The sequence below is a fragment of the Azohydromonas australica DSM 1124 genome (genome assembly GCF_000430725.1).
GTDB classification, from domain to species: Bacteria; Pseudomonadota; Gammaproteobacteria; order Burkholderiales; family Burkholderiaceae_C; genus Azohydromonas; species Azohydromonas australica.
In genome coordinates this window covers 53,114-70,960 of the sequence record NZ_KE387207.1, presented here as the reverse complement: position 1 = coordinate 70,960, position 17,847 = coordinate 53,114, and the positions used below count along the sequence as shown (strand labels likewise).

The following is a 17,847-nucleotide window of genomic DNA, read 5'->3' as shown; positions in this document are numbered from 1 at the left end:
GCATCAGGTCGGCGGCTGAACCGCCACCGGAGCCGTCCGCGTGCCGGCGGCCTTCGGGATGCGCCCCGCCAGCGCCTGCACCTCCCGCAGCCAGCGCGCCCGCTGCTTCTCATCCGCTCCCAGCACCGGGCCGAGCGCCAGCGTCTTCACCGGCGCGATGCCGCAAAACGCCAGCGTGTTCTTCTGCATCTGCCGCAGGCCCGGCGCGCCGTAGATCCAGCGGAAGTACCACGGCGGCGTGTCCATGGTCGCGACGATGTGGGCGGTGCGGCCCGCGAGCAGCTTGTCCGGAAAGCTCTTGCCCGGGCGGTACTTGAACGCGAAGCCCGGCAAGAGCACACGGTCCAGGAAGCCCTTGAGCAGCGCCGGCACGCTGCCCCACCAAATCGGGTAGACGAACACGAGGTGCTGGGCGCGGTGGATGGCCTGCTGGGCCCTTTGCAGATCCGGTTCGAGCGCCTGCACGTGGCGGTAGCCCTCGTGCAGGACGGGATCGAAGCGCAGCCGCTCCAGGCACAGCAGCTCCACGTCATGCCCCTCACGGCGCGCCCGCTGCGCATACGCCTCGGCCAATGCCGCGCCGAAGCTGCCACTCGGCGAGTGCGCCGAAATCACCAGGACTTGCTTGCTGCCCATGCTTTTGGTTTCCTCCCTGGCTTCCAAGGAGCGGCAGTCTGGGACTTGCCCCTAGGGGCAGAGTCAAGCGCTTTGTGCCGACAAGGCGCGCGCAGCGGCCGGGCGCGCCAGCCCGCAGGCCTCGCTGCCGGCATCGGCCAGGGCAACGCGGCATTGGCGCATCTCTCCCAGCACCAGGCCCAGGTCCCCGTGCAATTGCTCCAGCCGGACGATCTCCGCGGCGATCTCCTCCTGCTTGCGCTTGAGGAATTCGCTCACCTGCTCCCAATCCGGCTCGCCGTCGCGGCCGGCCAGCACGGGCTGCAGCTCCGCCAGCCTGAAACCCAGCGCCAGCGCGCGGCGGATGAGCCGCACCTGAACGACGTGGTGCTCGGCATAGACGCGGTAGGCGCCCTGGCGCTTCACGCCGCTGAGCAGCCCCAGGGATTCGTAGAGGCGGATGGCCTTGGGCGAGGCCTGGGCCGCGCGGGACAGGGAACCGATGTACATGGGATCGATGACTTCATGCGCCCGCGGGCGCTCCGGGTTGGGCGCCCGCGGGCCGCGACCTGATTCAACTCGTGAAAACCACCCGCCGCTGGTGCTGCTCCTGGTGGGCCGGGAACATGGTGGCGTAGAACTCGGTCCAGCCGCCCATGCGCACGCGCACGAGGTTGTAGCGCTCCGGGTCCGCGCTGGCGGCCTGGTAGGTCGGCAGGTCGGCGCAGGTCAGCGTCACGAGGTTGGAGCCGGTCTCGCCCTGCGCATAGGCGCGCACGAAGCGCTTCAGGTCCTCCAGCGGGAAAGCCTCCGGAATGTTCATGTCCACCGGCGAGGCGTTCGACAGCCCGTATTCGATCGCCTCGCCGCGCCAGGACTGCAGCGCCTGGTAGATGTTGCGGAAGGCCGGTGCGGCCGGCAGGTCCTGCGGCGCCGGCGTGGGCGACAGGTCGGACGCGATGGGCATGCCGTTGCGCCGGCCGTCTGCGGAAGCGCCGCAGGCCATGCCGTCGCCCACGTAGCCCTCGAAGGTGCCGATGCCCGGCGTGACGACGAACTCGAAGGCGCCGTAGTTTTGCGCGATCTTCTCCAGCGCCGGCTTCAGCGCCCGGTGCGGCTTGCGGATCGTCTCCACGCACAGCCGCACCAGATGCTCCATCAGCCACTGGCCGATCTCGTCCACCTCCGGATGCCCGCTGCCCCATTTCGGCAACTGCAGCGCCACCTCGCGCCATTCCTGGTAGCGGCGCGCCCGCTCCTGCGCCGCCGCCGGGCCCATCAACTGGTTCTGGTAGGGCTCGATCATGTTGAAGCCCCAGTCGTTGATCAGGCAGTCCAGCAATTCCGGCAGCGTCGTGATCGCGCTTCCGCGGTCGAACACCAGTTTCTTGATCGCGTAGAGCGAATCGATGGTGTTGGACACGCCCACGCACAAGGGCGCGATCATGTGGAAGCGTGCCCCGCCGTTGGTCAAGTCGCGGCCCGAACCCACGCAACCCTCGATCAATACCGACAGCAGCGGGCTGGGGCAAATGCCGGCCAGGTTGCCGTAATTGGCCAGGATGAGGTTGTAGGTCTGGATCACGCCCCATTCCAGCTGGCGCAGGAAATGCGCCTGCAGCATGTCGAAGCTGGTGATCTTCTGCACCGGCGGCGAGGAGAAGGCCTGCTTCATGCCGCGCAGGTATTCCGGCCCGGCCTGGCTGTAGGTCGCGCCCTGGTTGAGCGCCTGCTCCAGGGCCAGCATCGGCGTGACGTTGGCGAAGGCGAATTCGGTGGCGCCGGCCAGCATGGGCTCGTAGCAGCCGTCGGCCGCATAGTCGCGCGCCCAGCGCAGCGACACCTCGCTGCCGGAGCGGCGCAGCGCCTCGCACAGCCGGTCGTCCTGGTACAGGATCGGATGTGCCCCGCCGGCCAGCAGGCTCTGCGCCGCTTCGTGCAGGTATTCGTCCGGCATGTCCTTGTAGACGCGCAGCGACAGCGAGGGCGCGTTCACCGGGATGCGCCGCGCCGCCTTCAGGCACAGCAGCGTCACCGGGTTGGCGCCGCCGGTCGGCACGGCCTCGTCGTTGGCGACATAACCGCCCACCGTGATCTGCTGCACCCACTGGTTGATGCCGCCGCCCTGCGGGAAATTGCCTCCCACGCCGCACACCGCCGTGGTGCCGTAATTGACGTAATCGGTGATGTTGGCGCGGTTGATGAAGGCGTTCTCGCCCATTTTCAGCCACAGGCAGTCGATGATGTCCTGCGCCTGCGCCTTGATTTGCGGCGGGGATTTCTCCAGCAGCGGCCAGAGCATCTGGTCCAGCCGGCCGATGGGCGTCAGCTCGCCGAGCAAATGCAGGCAGCAGTGCGCTGAATAGACGAGCTGCACGCCGTCCAGAAGATCAGCGGGCTTTTCCGACACCAGCCGCCGCAGCCGGTCCGCGACCTGCCGCATGTTGTCGCCGTATGCCGGCTGCCCGGCCTGTTCCGCGGCACCCTCGGCCAGCTGCGCCCAGTTCAACAGATAGGCCTGCACCCCTTCCAGCGACCAGATGGCGGACAGGTAGAAATCCTTTTGGCTGGAAGAAAGTCCCGGTTGGCGCTGCTTTTCATGCAACTCCTCCAGGAGTTGCCGCAAGCCCTTGGCGACCAGCTGCGGATAGTCGGGGACGATATGGCCCATGGACGACCATTCGTTGAGCTCGCCGTTGAGCCAGCCGCCGATGCGCTCCTCCTCGGTGAGATACGGCACCACCTCCTTGCCGCGGCCCAGGGTGAAATCGGGAATGATTCCAACGATGAGCTCTTCCGGATAGATGCGCAGCAGGTCGTTGTTGCGGGCCAGGGGCGAAGCGGGCGCCGACAGCAAATCCTCCAGGGTTTTCTTGTTGGCCAGGCCCTTGCGCAATTGGACCGAGCCTTTCAGCACCCAGGCCTCGTCGCTCGTGACCAGGGACGCCAGGTGCGGCAAGCGAGGAAAGGGCTTGCGCTGCAGCCAGCCGTCGTTCCAGTGCGAAAAGGCGCGCCCCAGCAGGGACAGCAGGCGCGGGCTGGGCGGATCGCCCGGCAGATAACGTCCCTCGGCCATCTGGTGCAGGTAATCCTGCGAGTTGTAGAACATGTAGCCGTTGGGGCTGCGCACGCGCCAGTGCGCGTCTTCCGTGACCTCCTGCAGGCTTTGCGCGGCGGGCACTTTCAATTCAGCCGCAGCCGGCACATACCAATAGGCCCCTGAAACTCCCTGCACCACCGACATCAGCCGGTCCACCGGGCGATGGGGCATCTCGCCCATCAGGTGGTGCAGGATTTTCTCGAAGCGCTCCTGCTCATTGCAGAAGGCGACGAACATCAAGCCCTGCTCACGGGCCGGATGGCCCGCCTCCTCGCCGAAAGGCAGTGCCTGGCGCAGCAGCTTGCGGTTGTCGCCATTCGGGTCCAGCACGTGGGCACGGCGGATATGGGCGTCCTCCGGCGCCTGCGGCAGGATGGCGCCGTCGGTATTGCGGCCGATCATGGCGTCTTCGCTGTCCGGGGCCATGGCGGCGATGCTCTGCCAGTCGAAAAGGAATTTCTGGCTGAAGCCGAAAGCGGCGCCCCGGTACGGCCCGTCCACCAGAATGTCCTCGGCCATGCTGACCGGGTCGTTGGGATTGGTGATGCCGTCCAGATAACGCCCGCCGATCACGCGCCCGTCGCTGCGCTTGCCCACCGGAACGCGCTCGATCTTGTCCGCGAGCTTTTCCAGCGCGGCGTTGAAATCGTGCATGAGCCGCTGCGCGGTGGCGAGGTCGGACGTCTTCAGGTAGAGCAGCACGTCGCCACCGGTGTCGCGCAGCTTGGGGCTGTGGTTGAGCACCTTGCGGCTGACCGGGATCTTGCGGTCATGCCACCGGCCCCACAGTTCCGGCGAAAACGCGGCCACCAGCCCGCTGGCCTGCGGCGCCGTCGCAGCGGCCTCGGCCAGATGCCGCACCAGTTCCAGCACCGCTTGCCGCGTGGCCGGTCCGTGGTCGCGCAGCGTCAGCGTGCTGACCTCACCGAAGACGGCCTGTACCAGCAGGCCTTTCTGGGCACTCTTGACGATACCGGCAACATGGTTTCTCCCTGGAATGAATTGAAAGCCGTCGCACATGCTCCAGCAGCGCGGGCGCGCGAATTTGAGCAGGTTCAAGCTTTGGCAATTTGAAGCCAGGGGTTCAGGGCAAACCACGATGTCTGCGCAAAATATTGCGATGGATGGCCAGAATTTTTCTGCGGGGGCAGATATTTCGCGTCTTTCTGGCTATTTATTCAGGCTTGCCGGGAATGGCAGGAACAGCGAAAGAAGTGCGCAGGATATTCGTGCAGGCGCCCTTGGCGGCTCCCGCTTGGCGCGGTGCAGCCTCCCCTCGCCCGCATGCGGGCGGGGGGATGGCCATGCGCGTGCTTCGGCCGGCCGTCGCGTGCGGAGATCGCCGGCCTGACGGGGATGGCGTCTTTCAGCCCCCACCCAGCCGCCGCCCGAACCACCCCGTCGCCGCCTTCGACGCCTCCTCCAGCGTTCCCGGCTCGTCGAACAGGTGCGTCGCGCCCGGGATCACCAGCAGCTCGCAGGCTTCGCCCAGCGCCTGCCGCGCCTGCTCGTTGAGCGGCAGCACCTCGGTGTCGCGCTCGCCAACGATCAGCAGCACGGGAATGTCCAGCGAGCCCAGTGCCGCACCCGCCAGGTCCGGCCGCCCGCCGCGCGACACCACCGCGCGGATGGCGCCGTGGTGATGCGCTGCCAGCAGCGCCGCCGCCGCGCCGGTGCTCGCGCCCAGGGCGCCCAGCGGCAGTCCGGCCGTGCCCGGCTGCTGCTGCAGCCATTGCGCCGCTTCCACGAGGCGGGTGGCCAGCAGCGGGATGTCGAAGGTGTTGCGCCGGTCCAGCGACTCCTGTGCCGTGAGCATGTCCGCCCGCAGCGAGGCCAGGCCCGCCTCGGCCAGCACCTGCGCCGTGTGGCGATGGCGCGGGCTCAGGTGGTCGCTGCCGCTGCCGTGCGCGATCAGCACGACGCCGCGCGGCTGCGGCGGCAGCACCAGCAGGCCTGGCAGGCCATGCGGCGGCAGCGTCACGGGCTGCTCGGTGGCGGCGGAAGCCACGGTGGCGGCGGCTGGAGGTTGCATGGCGGGGTCCTTCCTGGGTGATGAATGAATGAGTGGGTGAATGCGCGCCGTTCAGCCGGAGTGGGCGGCCTCGTCCAGCAGGCGGACGACTTCCTCGTCCTCGGTCTGGTCGAAGTCAAGGTAGAAGCGCCCCACCGCGCCCAGGTCGTAGGGCTGCAGCGGGCACACCACGTCGCCCTCGGCCAGCGGCAGCTGCGCCAGCGTCTGCGGCGGACCCACGGGCACGGCCAGCACGGTGCGCGCCGCGCCCGCACCGGCGAGCGCCTGCAGCGCCGCGCGCACCGTGCCGCCGGTGGCGATGCCGTCGTCCACCAGCACCACCTCGCGCCCCGCCACTGCCGTCGGCGGACGCCCGCCGCGCAGCCGCAACCGCTGCTCCTCGATGCGCGCGAGCTGCCGCGCCACCTCGGCCTCGACGTAGTCGTCGGAGGGCTGCACCAGCGCCATCAGCTCCGGGTTGAGGAAGCGCTGCGGCGGGTCGCCTTCCACCACCGCGCCGAGGCCCAGCTCCGGGTTGTGCGGCGCGCCCAGCTTGCGCACCAGCAGGATGTCCAGCGGCGCCTTCAGCGCCCGGGCGATCTCGAAAGCCACCGGCACGCCGCCACGCGGCAGCGCCAGCACCAGCGGCGGCGTGGCGCCCGGCCAGGGTGACAACAGCGCCGCCAGACGCCGGCCGGCGTCGCGGCGATCGAGGTACTGGAGCGTGGGCATGGCGCACGGGGCTGATTCCCGCAGCGCGAGGCAAGCGCGGTGCCTAGTTCGGAAAGCCTCGAACGGTGCAAATCAGCCGACAGCCGTGAGCTGCTCCAGGCCGCCTACGACCTCGTCATTCCCGCGAAGGCGGGAATGACGAATCAGGGTGCGCAACGTCTCGGCCAACGGGATGCGGCGTCCCTGGCTCCGCCTCAACCCAGCGCCGTGTCCAGCACCATCATCAGCACGAAGCCGATGATCAGCCCCATCGTGGCGTGACCCTCGTGCCCTGCGCGGTGTGACTCCGGGATCACCTCGTGGCTGATGACGAAGAGCATCGCCCCGGCCGCGAAGGCCAGGCCCCAGGGCAGCAGGCCCGCCGACAGCCCGATCACCGCCGCGCCCAGCACCGCGCCCACGGGCTCGATCAATCCCGACACTGCGCCCAGCAACACCGAGAAGCCGCGCGCGTAGCCCACGCCCTGCAGCGCCAGCGCGATCACCAGCCCCTCGGGCACGTCCTGGATCGCGATGCCGGTGGACAGCGCCGCGGCGCTCACCGGGTTGGTGCCGGCGAAAGCCACGCCGATGGCCAGCCCCTCCGGCAGGTTGTGCAGGGACACCGCGAACACGAACAGCCACGTGCGCTTGAGTGCGTGCGCGCGCGGGTTGTCGCGCTCGAAGCCCTTGATGAAGTGCTCGTGCGGCAGCCAGCGGTCCAGCGCCAGCAGCAGCAGCGCCCCGAGCACGATGCCGCCGCCCACGATGCCACCCGCCTGCCACGGCCCGGCGCCCTGGCTCTTCGCGGCGTTCAGCGCCGGAATCGTGAGCGAGAAGGCGCAGGCCGCCAGCATCACGCCGGCGCCGAAGCCCAGCATCGTGTCACGCGTGCGCGTGGAGCTCTGCTGGGCCAGCAGCACCGGCAGCGTGCCCAGCGCCGTGGCCGCGGCGGCCAGGCTGCCGGCCAGCAGCGCCTGCCGCACCGCCGGCGGCCAATCGGCCAGCGACTCCCACAGCAAGACGCCGCCGGCCAGGCAACCGGCCGCGAAGAGCAGCAGCCCCAGCCGCTGCCGCGGCCTGAGCGCCGGGCCCAGCGCATGGGCTCCAGGCCCGACGGGATGCTGCTCGGCCGCCATGGCTTAGCCTTGCTGGCCGGACTTGGGCGGCTGTGCCGACTGCGGCGAGCGCGGCGCCGTGCCGTCGCTGCCAAGCTCGGCGCCGGTGATCGGGTCGCCCACCTGCGCCGAGCGCGTGCGCATCATCAGCTGCTGCGCGATCTTGGCTTCCGTGGAGGTCAGCCGCACGTCGAAGGTGCCGCCGGCGCCGTCCACGCCGATCTGCTGGCTGCGCTCGCTCACGACCTGGAAGTTCTCGTCGTTGTTCCAGGGCCCGCGCGCGTTGCCTTCGCCCTGCGACATGTCGTAGTACACCTGCGTGAACTGCGGCATGCCCGGCAGCTTGCCCGGCGGGAAGTTGTCCTGGATCGAGTACAGCGCCTTCTCGAAGCTCTGCTGGTGCGCGATCTCGCGCGTCATCAGGAAGCCCAGGGCCTCCTTCACGCCGGCGTCGTCGGTGAGGTTGATCAGGCGCTCATAAATGATCTTGGCGCGCGCCTCGGCGGCGATGTTGGAGCGCAGGTCCGCGGTGGGATCGCCGATGGTGTCGATGTAGGCGGCCGTCCAGGGCACGCCGCCGGAGTTGGTCAGCGGCGCGCCGGCGCCGTAGAGGACCTGGGTGACGTGCGAGTCGTTGCCGCGGCCGGAGATCTTGCGGTAGAGCTCGCCTTCCTGGTCCACGCCTTCGGACACCTCGCCCTTGGCGCCCTTGTTGAGCATGCACACGAGCGTGCCGATCACCTCCAGGTGGCTGAGCTCCTCGGTGGCGATGTCGATGAGCATGTCGCGCCGGCCGGGGTCGTCCTCGGCCAGGTACTGCGTGAAGTAGCGGCCGGCCGCAGCCAGCTCGCCCTGCGGACCGCCGAACTGCTCCAGCAGCAGGTTCGCCAAGCCGGGATTGGTTTCGCTGACCCGGACCGTGTACTGCAAGGCTTTGTTGTGGGCAAACATCGAAAAACTCCTGTGCGATGCGGGCGCTCGCGCCCGCTGGGGGTTGCAAGGGGGTGGCAATGCAGCGCCGGCCGCCAGGGCTCAACGAGCCCCGGCGCCAAAGGCACTTGTCGGGATTGGAGGCAAGCCCCATACCTAGGGGGATATGCCCGCGCGACACAGGGGAAACCCGGGCTGCGCGGCGGGTTCGAGCCAGGGCTGGGCGCGGCATTTGCCTTGTGGGCCTCGGAATCGCCGGTGCTGTTGCCGGTGACCAGAACCAGGAGGAATTTCCCCATGTCCCAACGCCGCATCTCCCCCTTCGCCGCCTCGATGCTGGCCGTGAGCCTGCTGTTCGGTGCCGCTGGTTGCGCGGTCACCAGTGGCCAGAGCACGGTGGGCCAGTACGTGGACGACGCCACCATCACCTCGCGCGTGAAGGCGCGCATGGCCAAGGATCCGCAGGTCAGCGCCATGCGCATCAACGTGGACACGCTCAACGGCGTGGTGCAGCTCTCGGGCTTCGCCACCAGCGAAGCCGAACGCGCCGAGGCCAGCCGCATCGTGCGCGAAGTGCCGGACGTGAAGGACGTGCGCAACAACATCGTGGTGCGGGCGCCGCAGTAAGGCGGCCCGCCGCGCGGTCGTGGCGAGCCCTCAGTGACGCCGCGCCCGCTGCCCCTGCGCGGACGACACCCGCTGCGGCCCGCCGCCCGGTTGCCCCTGCAACCGGCGCGGCGGAGCCCCTGAAGTACCCGAGGCCCCCGGCACGCCGGGCACCGGCTCCGAGCCCGGACGGGCATGCGCATGGGCCGCCCCGTGCGCCGCCTTGCGGCGCTGCCGCGCGTCCCACTCCCGGCCCAGCGCGGCGCCGAAGAGCAGGATCTGCGAGGAGTAGTACACCCACATCAGCACGATGACGAAGGAACCCGCCGCACCGTAGCTCGACGCCACCGAGGCGCGCCCCAGGTACATGCCGATGAAGGTCTTGCCCACCACGAACAGCCCCGCGCTGACGCAGGCCGAGATGATCACCGCGCGCCGCGACGGCGCCTCGTCGGGCAGCCAGCGCAGGATCGAGCCGAAGGCCACGCTCAGCACCACGAACGACACGCCCAGCTCCGACACCCGCGCCAGCACCGCCAGCGCCGGGTAGCGCGCCGAGATCGCCTGCAGCACGCCCGCCAGCACGGCGCTCACCAGCAGCGAGGCGATCAGCAGGAAGCCGAAGCCCAGCAGCAGCGCGAAGGCCGTCAGCCGCACGCGCAGCATGGCGCTCACGCCGGTGCGCTTGGGGCGGATGTGGCCGATGGCGTTGAGCGCGCGCTGCATCTCCGCGAACACGCCCGTGGCGCCCACCAGCAGCGTGGCCACGCCCATCACGGCGGCCAGGCCGCCGCCAGGCTGGCGCCAGGCCGCCTCGATCATGGCCTGGATCGCCTGCGCCGCCTGCAGGCCCACCAGGTCCTGGATCTGCGCCACCACCTGCCCGCGCGCGGCGTCCTGCCCGAACACCGCGCCGGCAATGGCGATGGCGATCACCAGCAGCGGCGCCAGCGAGAAGATGGTGTAGAAGGCGATGGAGGCACCGAGCTGCGGCCCGGCTGCGTCGATCCAGCGCTGTGCCGAGGCCCACACCCATACCAGCGTGTGCCGCAGCCGCGGCGGCAGCTGGTGCCAGGCATGGCGGTGCCAGGTAACGAAGCTCATGTGCCAAACCCCTGCAGATGGCGTGCCCGCAATGGCATGAAAGCTGCTGGTCAGCCGGAACGATTCACCTTTTCCGCCGAGCGAGCCGTGCATGCGCCGTCCTCCGTTCCGCGGCCCGCGCATGCCGCCATGAGCGCCGATCCCGCCTCCCTCACCCACCCCGCGGCGCTGGCCGGCATGGCCGGCGCTGAAGCCCTGGACACCGCCGCGGAAGCCGCGATGCCGCCCGTGCCCGCGGCGGATGCCACGCCGGCCCCCGTGCCTTGGCACGGCAGCCCGGCGCTCAAGGGCCTGTTGGCCATCGCCACCATCTTCCTGATGAAGATCGCGCAGCCGCTGCTGGTGCCGCTGGTGGTGGCGGTGGTGCTGACCTTCCTGCTGTCGCCGCAGGTGCGCGCGCTGCGCCGCCACGGCGTGCCGGAGGTGCTGGGCGCGCTGGTGCTGGTGCTGGCGCTGCTGGGCGGCACGGCGCTGCTGGGCAGCGCGCTGGTCACGCCCGCGGCGCAGTGGTGGGCGCGCGCGCCCAGCGTCATGTCGGCGGTGGAGCAGCAGATCGACCGCCTGCGCCACGCCATCCCCATCCTGGCACCGCCCGAGCGCCCGCCGGTGTCGCGCAGCAACGTGCCGCCGCCGGCGGACCCGATCAAGGACAAGCTCGCCAGCGAGGGCGTCACGCTCACGCGGCTGGTGCTCGGCCACGTGCTGAGCTTCGGCGTCTCGGCCGCCTCCACGGTGATCCTGCTGTACTTCCTGCTGGCTTCCGAGCACTGGATGCTCTCGCGCACGGTGGAGGCCATCCCGCGCCGGCGCACGCGGGCGCTGGTGGTGGCGGGCGTGCGCAGCGCGCAGCAGGAGATCGGGCAGTTCCTGGGCGCGTTGAGCATCATCAACCTGGGCGTGGCGCTGGTCACGGGGGGCGCCATGGCCTGGATCGGGCTGCCCAACCCGGTGCTGTGGGGCACGCTGGCCGGGGTGCTGAACTTCATCCCCTACATCGGCCCGCTGGTGGCCGTGCTGCTGCTGCTCACGGCCGGGCTGCTGAGCTTCGGCGACTCGGCGCTGCTGGTGGCGCCGGCCGGGGCCTACGTGCTCATCCACGCCATCGAGGCCAACGTGGTCAGCCCGGTGTTCGTGAGCAAGCGGCTGTCGCTGAGCCCGATCTCGGTGTTCCTGTCGGTGATGTTCTGGGGCTGGCTGTGGGGCGTGGCCGGGGCGGTGCTGGCCGTGCCGATCCTGGTGGGGCTGCGCAGCGTGTGCAAGCGCAACCGCCGGCTGCGGCTGCTGTGCGTCTACCTCGAAGGCAGCCGCCGCCCGCCGCCCTCGCTGGCCTCGCTGCTGCGCCACAAGCGCCGCCGTCCGCGCGGGCAGACCGGCTGATTGCCCGGCGCGCAGGCCACGGCTGCCATGACAGGCATGCCGGCTGCTGAAAAGCCCCCGAAACCATGGCCTCGCAACACTCCTCCGGCACGGCGCGCCCCCGCGAGCGCCGGCACGCCGAGCTCGAAGCGGAACAGCGCCACGCGCGGGCGCTGGTGCAGTGCCTGGGCCAGCCGCTGTGCGCCGGCAACCAGGCGCGCTGGCTGGACGAGGCGCTGCCCGCGCTGCTGGATGCGGTGGAGCGCTCGCGGCGCCAGCTGCAGCTGGACCAGGCCCTGCTGCGCGACGCGCCCACGGCGCTGCACCAAGCGCTGCTGTCCGCGGCGCGGCGCGGCGTGCACCTGGCGCTGCGCGGCGGCGCCCACCTGGCGCCCGGCGCCGAGGCGCTGCGCCGGGCCGGTGCGCTGCTGGGCACGCCGCCGCGCTGGCAGCGCTGGTGGCCGTGGCCGCAACACCGCAGTGCACTGCCGCTGCTGGTGGCCGAGGGCCGCCGTGCCTTCATCGCCCCCGGCGGCACGCGCGCGCCGGCCCTGCTGCTGGAAGGCCCGGTGGTGCCGACGCTGCAGCAGGCCTTCCTGTACGACTGGACGCAGCGGCTGCAGCCGGCGCTGGCGCTGCCGCCGCCCCTGCTGCAGCCGGTGGCTGGCGCGCAGCGCCTGGTGGCCGTGACGCCGGCGCACCCGCAGGGCGCCCAGCAGGCGCTGCGCGGGGCGCTGCTGCAGGCGCTGGCTGTCGCGCAGTCGCGCATCCGCCTCGCCCTGGGCCCGGCCGAGAAGCCCGGCCCTGCCCTGCTGCGCGCGCTCTACCAGGCCGCATGGCGCGGCGTGGACGTGCAGTTGCTGCTGTCGCGCCCGGGCCGGGCGCTGGCGCTGCTGCAGCGCGCCGGCGCCGACTGCCGGCTGCAGGGCGCCGCGCCGGGACGCGCCATGAGCGGCTGGCCGCGGGCGCCTTCGCCGGACGCTCCACCCCTCGGCCCGGCATTGGTGGTGGTGGACGGCCTGTGGGCCGCACTGGGCACGCCGCGGCTGTGCGACGACCCCGCGCCGGTGCTGCTGGACCCGGAGGCGGGGGCAGCGTTCGAGCTGCAGTTCAAGCGGCGCTTCGATGCGGCGGGTGCAGGCGTGGTGGCCTAAGCACCGTCACGCGGGCTGAGCGCACCGGCGGGAACGGTATCTGCTGAAACGCCATCACTGCCGCAACCGACTCGAACGCCGTGCGCATCGCCTACGTGACCGAGACCTACCCGCCGGAGCTTAACGGCGTGGCCCTGACGACGGAGCGCACGGTGCGGTTCCTGCGCGACGCCGGCCACGAGCTGCAGCTCGTCCGGCCCCGCCAACGCGGCGAGGCCCCGCGGGACGACGCGCAGGAGTGGCGCACCCTGGGGCTGCCCATCCCGATGTACCCCGCGTTGCGCTTCGGCATGGCGCGCAGTGCACGCTTCGTCGAGCACTGGCAGGCGCAGCGTCCGCACATCGTGCACGTGGCCACGCCCGGGCCGCTGGGGCATGCGGCGGTGCACGCCGCGCGGCGGCTGCGCCTGCCCGTCAGCACCGACTTCCGCACCAACTTTCACCACTACAGCCGCTATTACCGGCTGGGCTGGGCCGAGCCGCTGATCGCCGCGTGCCTGCGCCGCTTCCACAACCAGGCCAGCTGCAGCTTCGTGCCCACGCAGGCGCTGGCGCGGCAGCTGCGGCTGAGCGGCTTCTGCCGCGTGGAGGTGCAGGGGCGCGGCGTGGACACGCAGCTCTTCACGCCCGAGCGCCGCAGTGCCGGGCTGCGCGCCCGCTGGAACGCGCCCGATCCGCACCAGGTCGTGATGCTCTACGTGGGCCGCCTCGCGGCGGAGAAGAACGTGCTGCTGGCACTGCGCGCATTCCAGGCCGCCCGGCGGCTGCGTCCGCGCACGCGCATGGTGGTGGTGGGCGACGGCCCGCTGCGCGCGCGGCTGGAGCGCGACTTCCCGGCAGCGGAGTTCGTAGGCTCGCTGCAGGGCGAGGCGCTGGCGGCCCATTACGCCAGCGCCGACCTGTTCCTCTTCCCCAGCCAGAGCGAAACCTTCGGCAACGTGACGCTGGAGGCGCTGGCCAGCGGGCTGGCGGTCGTGGCCATCGACCTGGCCGCCGCGTCGCAGCACATCAGCCACGGCGTCAGCGGGCTGCTGGTGCCGCCCGACGACGAGGAGGCTTTCATCCGCACTGCCATCCGGGCCGCGGAGATGGGCGAGCTGCTGGCGCCCCTGCGCCACGCGGCGCGCCAGGCCGCGCTGCAGGCGGGCTGGGAGCAGGTCCTCGGCCGCTTCGAGCAGCGCCTGGCGCAGATCGCGCTGCTGCCCCTGCCGGCGCGGCTGCCCCATGTGGCCATGGCCTGAAGCCAGCCGTGCGCGCTGGCTGGAAATCGATCGCCAATGGGCCCGGCGCCTGCACCGCGGCGCCGAGCAGGTGCTGCTGTTGCGGCTGCTGGTGGTGGCGAGCCGCCTGGGCGACGGGGGCCTCTGGTACGCGTTGATGCTGGTGCTGCCCTGGCTGGGCGGCAACCCCGACGGACTGGTGTGCACGCTGCAGATGGGTGCGGCGGGCGTCTTCAACGTGGTGCTGTACCGCTGGGCCAAGCTGCGCACCGGGCGCGAACGGCCCTGCGTGTCTTGTCCCGGCATCCGCGCCTGTGCCCGGCCGCTGGACCGCTACAGCTTTCCCAGCGGCCACACGCTGCATGCGGTGAGCTTTTCGCTGCTGCTGAGCTGGCACTACCCCGCATGGGCCCCGCTGGCCTGGGGCTTCACGGCGCTGGTGGCGGCCTCGCGCGTGGTGCTGGGCCTGCACTACCCCAGCGACGTGCTCGCCGGCGCGCTCACCGGCTTCGTGACGGCGGGAGCGCTGCTGGCGTTGTGGCCGTGGTGAACGCCGGTGCCGGCCGGCTGGTTGCGCGCTCGACCGCCTGGCCGGCGGCTCAGCCGTGGGCGGCTTTCCAATCCCTGAACCACCCCAGCCCCGCCGACGTCCCCGCCCGCGGCCGGTACTCCGCGCTGGCAACGCCCTGGTAGCCCAGCTCGTCGATCAGCCCGAACAGCGCCGGGAAATCCAGCTCGCCGCTCTCGGGCTCGTGCCGGTCCGGCACGCCCGCGAACTGGATGTGGCCGACACGGCCCGTGGGGAGCCAGCGGCGCAGGTGGCCCGCCACGTCGCCCTCGGTGAGGTGGCAGTGGTAGAGGTCGAACTGCACCCTCACGAAGCCGTTGTCGACCTGCTGCGCGAGGCGGTGCGCGTCCTCCTGCGTGCGCAGCAGGTAGCCCGGCATGTCGCGCGGGTTCAGCGGCTCGATCAGGATCTCGAAGCCGTGCTCCACGCAGAACTGCGCGGCCCAGCGCAGGTTGGCCAGCAGCGTCATCTCCATCGCCTCGCGCGGCAGCTTCTCCGGCATGAGGCCGCTCATGACGTGCACGCGCGGGCAGCGCAGCGCCTTCACCCAGGGCAGCACCTGCTCGGTGAAGCCCTGGCGGAACTCCTGCACCCGATCGGGCAGCGCCGCGATGCCGCGCTCGCCCGCGTCCCAGTCGCCCGGTGGGGCGTTGAACAGCACCTGCCGCAGCCCGTGGCGCCGCAGCCGCTCGGCCACCTCGGCCGGTTCGAAGGCGTAAGGGAACAGGAACTCCACAGCCTCGAAGCCGTCGGCCGCCGCGGCCTCGAAGCGGTCGAGGAAGGCGTGTTCCGTGTACATCAGCGAGAGGTTGGCGGCGAAGCGGGGCAAGGCGGTCCTCCGAGTGCGGGATCCAAGGGCAAGCCCGCATTCTCCAGCGCCGTCGTGGGCCGCCCGTTTGCACCGGGCTGCGGACTGCCTACGATCGAACGTCCGGACGGCCGCGCCGTCCGCTGCACAAGGAGGTGACCATGGACCGCAAGCTGCATCTGCTGGAGACTTTCAGCGCCCACGACGCACAGGGCAAGAGCTACAAGGTCAAGGGCTACGAGCACATGCTGCGCGAGGACGTGTTCGTCGGTGCCGAGGAGCACTGGGAGCCCACCGGCCAGGCCGAGTACCGCCTGGACTCCGGCGAACCGCTGGACGTGATGCCCGACGGCTCGATGCGCATCCACGGCAGCGACGTGGTGCTCACGCGGCAATGACGCGCCGCTGATCCAGAGCACGAAAGCCCGGCCCCGCCGGGCTTTTTGCTGCCCGCGCCTCAGGGCCGGGGCAGCCTTCCCGCCACCTCCCGCAGCAGCAGCGGCTGCCGTCCCTCCTCCAGCGCCTGCGCCAGCAGGCCCAGCCAGCAGCGGCGCACTGCCGGGTACACCACGTCGTCCGGGTGCAGCTCGAAGCGCAGCAGCGGCGCCTGCCGCAGCCGCCGCGCCAGCAGCGGCACCCACAGCCGCGACAAGCCGCGCCGCCACGCCGCGCGGGTGCTGAACACCAGGCTCCACGCCGGCAGCGGCGGCTGCCCGCGCAGCCCGATGAAGCGGTCCAGGGTGCAGCTGTACTCGAAACCGGCCTCCTGCACGGCGTGTGCGCTGTCCGCGCCCAGCAGCCAAGCCGGCGGCACGAAGCCGTGCAGCGGCCAGCCGCGGCGCTCGAACCAGCGCCGCCCCAGTGCCAGGCGCCGCGCCGCATCGGCGCGCGACAGCGCCGCGAACTCGCCTTCGCCGGCGGTGTAGAAGCGCCGCCGCAGCTGCTGCAGCGCCCCGGCCGCGGGCAGCGGGTCCACGTGGCTCCAGCCGTGCAGCGCCAGCTCGTGACCCTGCGCCAGCGCCTGGCCCATCGCCGCCTCGAAGCCGCGCGTCGAGGGCTGCCCGTGCCAGCGCGGCACCACCAGCAGCGTGGCGGGCAGCGGCGCCAGCGCGCGCGCCTCGCGCAGCAGCGCCGCGCAGCGCTCCCAGGTGGCCGGCGCCACGTCGTGCACCACCAGCGCCAGCGCGCCGCCGGGGGCCAGCGCGTCGCGCGGCAGCGCAGCCGGCGCGGCGCTCACCCCGAGCGCGAGCGGCCCACTTCGGACCATGAGGCGCTTTCGAAGCCCTGTTCCTTGGCCGTGGGCAGGCCATGCCAATGCGCCACCGGCATCGTTGCCTCCTCGCCGGTGAGGCGCCTGCCGCGCAGCAGCCGGTGGTAGCGCGTCATCAATTGCGGCAGCACCGTCTCCCAGTCGTGGCGCTCGGCGCAGGCGCGTCCGGCACTGCGCCACGGCTCATGGTCCACGGCAAACAATGCCGCAATCGCTTCCGCCCATTCCGAGGGCCGGTCGCTGTCCACGGCCAGGCCCGAGCCGCCCTCGGCCAGCTCGGCCAAGCCCGCGGCGTGGCGCAGGATCACCGGCGTGCCGCAGGCCATGGCCTCCAGCGGCGCCAGCCCGAAGCTCTCCTGGTCGCCGGCATGCACGAAGGCGTCGGCGGTGGCCATCAGCCGTGCGAGCTGCGACGGGCGCGGCTCGAAAGGCAGACGGCGCACGCGCGGGCCGTGCGGCGGCAGCGGCCCGTCGCCCACGGCCAGCAGCAGGTAGGGCTTGCCCAGGCGCCGCACCGCGTCGGCCAGCAGCGGCAGGTTCTTCTCCGGCGCGAAGCGGCCGGCGAACAGCAGCAGCCGCACGTCCTCGCCGATGCCCAGCTCGGCGCGCAGCGCAGGGTCGCGCCGCGAGGGATGGAACAGCTTGCTGTCCACGCCCAGCGGCTGCTGCTCGACGTTGAGCAGGCCCAGCGCGCGCAGCTGATCGGCCATCCAGCGGCTGGGCGCGAGCACGAGGTCGAAGTCGCGGTACATGCGTCCCAGGTACGCGCCCACGGCACGCCGGATGGCGCCGCGGCACCACGCGGGCCCGCCCACCAGCCGCGCCGCCACCTCCATCACGTTGCTGTGGCAGAAGGCCAGCACCGGCACGCCCAGGCGCTGGCCCGCGTCCAGGCTGGCCCAGCCCAGGCGCAGCGGGTCGCCGGCCTCGATCAGGTCGGGCCCCAGGCGCTCGATGCGCAGCGCCGCGCCGCGCCGGTCCAGCGGCAACCGGTAGCCGCCCAGGCCCGGCAGCGGCAGGCCGCCCGCATCCTCCAGGCCCCAGCCGCGCGCCCCAGGGGCGAAGATGGTGTGGCGCCAGCCCGGGTACCGCGCCAGCCAGTCGTGCTTGACCTTGAGGTAGCGACGCACCCCACCGCCCGTCGGGCTCCAGAACATGGTGCTGTCCACCACGTGGCAGGCCGCATCGTCGTCATCGTGGCGGGCGGAAGCAGGCATGTGCGGGGCTCTCATGCGCGCCCGGGATGCAAGTGCCATGCCGCGGCGCAGCAACCCCT

General features: G+C 71.6%; 17 protein-coding genes. 6 read left to right on the top strand and 11 right to left on the bottom strand.

The annotated features are described in order from the left end of the window. Window positions 1-3 precede the first annotated feature (3 nt). The 7 genes from H537_RS45930 to H537_RS0127845 all read right to left on the bottom strand — a co-directional run bounded on the left by H537_RS45930 (window position 4) and on the right by H537_RS0127845 (window position 8,506). A complete protein-coding gene (locus H537_RS45930) occupies window positions 4-636 on the bottom strand; it encodes an NAD(P)H-dependent oxidoreductase (RefSeq protein WP_051243382.1) in 633 nt (210 codons plus the stop codon). A 63-nt stretch (window positions 637-699) separates the two neighbouring features. Beyond that, complete coding sequence (locus H537_RS45925) at window positions 700-1,125, bottom strand: MerR family transcriptional regulator (protein ID WP_043460348.1); 426 nt, start codon at window positions 1,123-1,125, stop codon at window positions 700-702. Window positions 1,126-1,189: 64 nt separating this feature from the next. Next, on the bottom strand, window positions 1,190-4,774 hold the full coding sequence (locus tag H537_RS0127865) for a Dyp-type peroxidase (RefSeq protein WP_238446826.1): 3,585 nt from the start codon (window positions 4,772-4,774) through the stop codon (window positions 1,190-1,192). A gap of 307 nt (window positions 4,775-5,081) precedes the next feature. Further along, window positions 5,082-5,747, bottom strand: a complete 666-nt coding sequence (locus H537_RS0127860) for a dienelactone hydrolase family protein (protein WP_043460346.1) — start codon at window positions 5,745-5,747, stop codon at window positions 5,082-5,084. A gap of 51 nt (window positions 5,748-5,798) precedes the next feature. After that, the gene (locus tag H537_RS0127855; protein ID WP_029000478.1) at window positions 5,799-6,458 is read right to left on the bottom strand and encodes a phosphoribosyltransferase; all 660 of its coding nucleotides are present in this window, start codon (window positions 6,456-6,458) and stop codon (window positions 5,799-5,801) included. Window positions 6,459-6,652: 194 nt separating this feature from the next. After that, window positions 6,653-7,576 (bottom strand): ZIP family metal transporter, encoded by a 924-nt coding sequence (locus H537_RS0127850; protein WP_051243379.1) that lies wholly within the window; start codon window positions 7,574-7,576, stop codon window positions 6,653-6,655. Window positions 7,577-7,579: 3 nt separating this feature from the next. Beyond that, window positions 7,580-8,506 carry a manganese catalase family protein gene (locus H537_RS0127845; RefSeq protein WP_029000476.1) on the bottom strand — a complete coding sequence of 309 codons (927 nt, stop codon included), beginning with the start codon at window positions 8,504-8,506 and terminating at the stop codon, window positions 7,580-7,582. A 312-nt stretch (window positions 8,507-8,818) separates the two neighbouring features. On the opposite strand from H537_RS0127845, the gene H537_RS0127840 reads away from it, so the two are divergent. Then, window positions 8,819-9,112: a BON domain-containing protein gene (locus tag H537_RS0127840; protein WP_238446836.1), complete on the top strand. Its 294-nt coding sequence runs from the start codon at window positions 8,819-8,821 to the stop codon at window positions 9,110-9,112. 30 nt (window positions 9,113-9,142) lie between these two features. Here H537_RS0127840 and H537_RS45920 read toward each other — a convergent pair whose 3' ends face one another. After that, a complete protein-coding gene (locus tag H537_RS45920) occupies window positions 9,143-10,195 on the bottom strand; it encodes a YihY/virulence factor BrkB family protein (protein WP_051243376.1) in 1,053 nt (350 codons plus the stop codon). Between the two features lie 129 nt (window positions 10,196-10,324). Between H537_RS45920 and H537_RS0127830 the strand changes: the two genes are divergently transcribed. The 4 genes from H537_RS0127830 (at window position 10,325) to H537_RS45915 (ending at window position 14,475) form a co-directional block, all read left to right on the top strand. Continuing rightward, window positions 10,325-11,572 (top strand): AI-2E family transporter, encoded by a 1,248-nt coding sequence (locus H537_RS0127830; RefSeq protein ID WP_029000474.1) that lies wholly within the window; start codon window positions 10,325-10,327, stop codon window positions 11,570-11,572. Window positions 11,573-11,637: 65 nt separating this feature from the next. Beyond that, the gene (locus H537_RS0127825) at window positions 11,638-12,705 is read left to right on the top strand and encodes a hypothetical protein (protein ID WP_029000473.1); all 1,068 of its coding nucleotides are present in this window, start codon (window positions 11,638-11,640) and stop codon (window positions 12,703-12,705) included. Window positions 12,706-12,785: 80 nt separating this feature from the next. Continuing rightward, window positions 12,786-13,946 carry a glycosyltransferase family 4 protein gene (locus H537_RS0127820; RefSeq protein WP_029000472.1) on the top strand — a complete coding sequence of 387 codons (1,161 nt, stop codon included), beginning with the start codon at window positions 12,786-12,788 and terminating at the stop codon, window positions 13,944-13,946. Beyond that, entirely contained in the window at window positions 13,930-14,475 is a 546-nt protein-coding gene (locus H537_RS45915) for a phosphatase PAP2 family protein (RefSeq protein ID WP_051243373.1), read from the top strand. The genes H537_RS0127820 and H537_RS45915 overlap by 17 nt, the downstream gene beginning before the upstream one ends. A 49-nt stretch (window positions 14,476-14,524) precedes the next feature. On the opposite strand, the gene otnI is transcribed toward H537_RS45915, so the two are convergent. Then, window positions 14,525-15,322 carry a 2-oxo-tetronate isomerase gene (otnI, locus tag H537_RS0127810; protein WP_029000471.1) on the bottom strand — a complete coding sequence of 266 codons (798 nt, stop codon included), beginning with the start codon at window positions 15,320-15,322 and terminating at the stop codon, window positions 14,525-14,527. Between the two features lie 140 nt (window positions 15,323-15,462). Between otnI and H537_RS0127805 the strand changes: the two genes are divergently transcribed. Then, entirely contained in the window at window positions 15,463-15,699 is a 237-nt protein-coding gene (locus H537_RS0127805) for a hypothetical protein (RefSeq protein ID WP_029000470.1), read from the top strand. Window positions 15,700-15,758: 59 nt separating this feature from the next. Here H537_RS0127805 and H537_RS45910 read toward each other — a convergent pair whose 3' ends face one another. Then, complete coding sequence (locus H537_RS45910) at window positions 15,759-16,538, bottom strand: DUF2334 domain-containing protein (RefSeq protein ID WP_169517104.1); 780 nt, start codon at window positions 16,536-16,538, stop codon at window positions 15,759-15,761. After that, complete coding sequence (locus H537_RS45905) at window positions 16,535-17,788, bottom strand: glycosyltransferase (protein WP_051243367.1); 1,254 nt, start codon at window positions 17,786-17,788, stop codon at window positions 16,535-16,537. The genes H537_RS45910 and H537_RS45905 overlap by 4 nt, the downstream gene beginning before the upstream one ends. Window positions 17,789-17,847 lie beyond the last annotated feature (59 nt).

Coding starts and splice junctions, on each gene's coding strand:
- H537_RS0127850 (WP_051243379.1), bottom strand. CDS start 7,576: ATGGCGGCCGAGCAGCATCCCGTCGGGCCTGGAGCCCATGCGCTGGGC.
- H537_RS45915 (WP_051243373.1), top strand. CDS start 13,930: ATGTGGCCATGGCCTGAAGCCAGCCGTGCGCGCTGGCTGGAAATCGAT.
- H537_RS0127805 (WP_029000470.1), top strand. CDS start 15,463: ATGGACCGCAAGCTGCATCTGCTGGAGACTTTCAGCGCCCACGACGCA.
- H537_RS0127855 (WP_029000478.1), bottom strand. CDS start 6,458: ATGCCCACGCTCCAGTACCTCGATCGCCGCGACGCCGGCCGGCGTCTG.
- H537_RS0127830 (WP_029000474.1), top strand. CDS start 10,325: ATGAGCGCCGATCCCGCCTCCCTCACCCACCCCGCGGCGCTGGCCGGC.
- H537_RS0127845 (WP_029000476.1), bottom strand. CDS start 8,506: ATGTTTGCCCACAACAAAGCCTTGCAGTACACGGTCCGGGTCAGCGAA.
- H537_RS45920 (WP_051243376.1), bottom strand. CDS start 10,195: ATGAGCTTCGTTACCTGGCACCGCCATGCCTGGCACCAGCTGCCGCCG.
- H537_RS45930 (WP_051243382.1), bottom strand. CDS start 636: ATGGGCAGCAAGCAAGTCCTGGTGATTTCGGCGCACTCGCCGAGTGGC.
- H537_RS0127825 (WP_029000473.1), top strand. CDS start 11,638: ATGGCCTCGCAACACTCCTCCGGCACGGCGCGCCCCCGCGAGCGCCGG.
- H537_RS0127860 (WP_043460346.1), bottom strand. CDS start 5,747: ATGCAACCTCCAGCCGCCGCCACCGTGGCTTCCGCCGCCACCGAGCAG.
- H537_RS45905 (WP_051243367.1), bottom strand. CDS start 17,788: ATGCCTGCTTCCGCCCGCCACGATGACGACGATGCGGCCTGCCACGTG.
- H537_RS0127840 (WP_238446836.1), top strand. CDS start 8,819: ATGCTGGCCGTGAGCCTGCTGTTCGGTGCCGCTGGTTGCGCGGTCACC.
- H537_RS45925 (WP_043460348.1), bottom strand. CDS start 1,125: ATGTACATCGGTTCCCTGTCCCGCGCGGCCCAGGCCTCGCCCAAGGCC.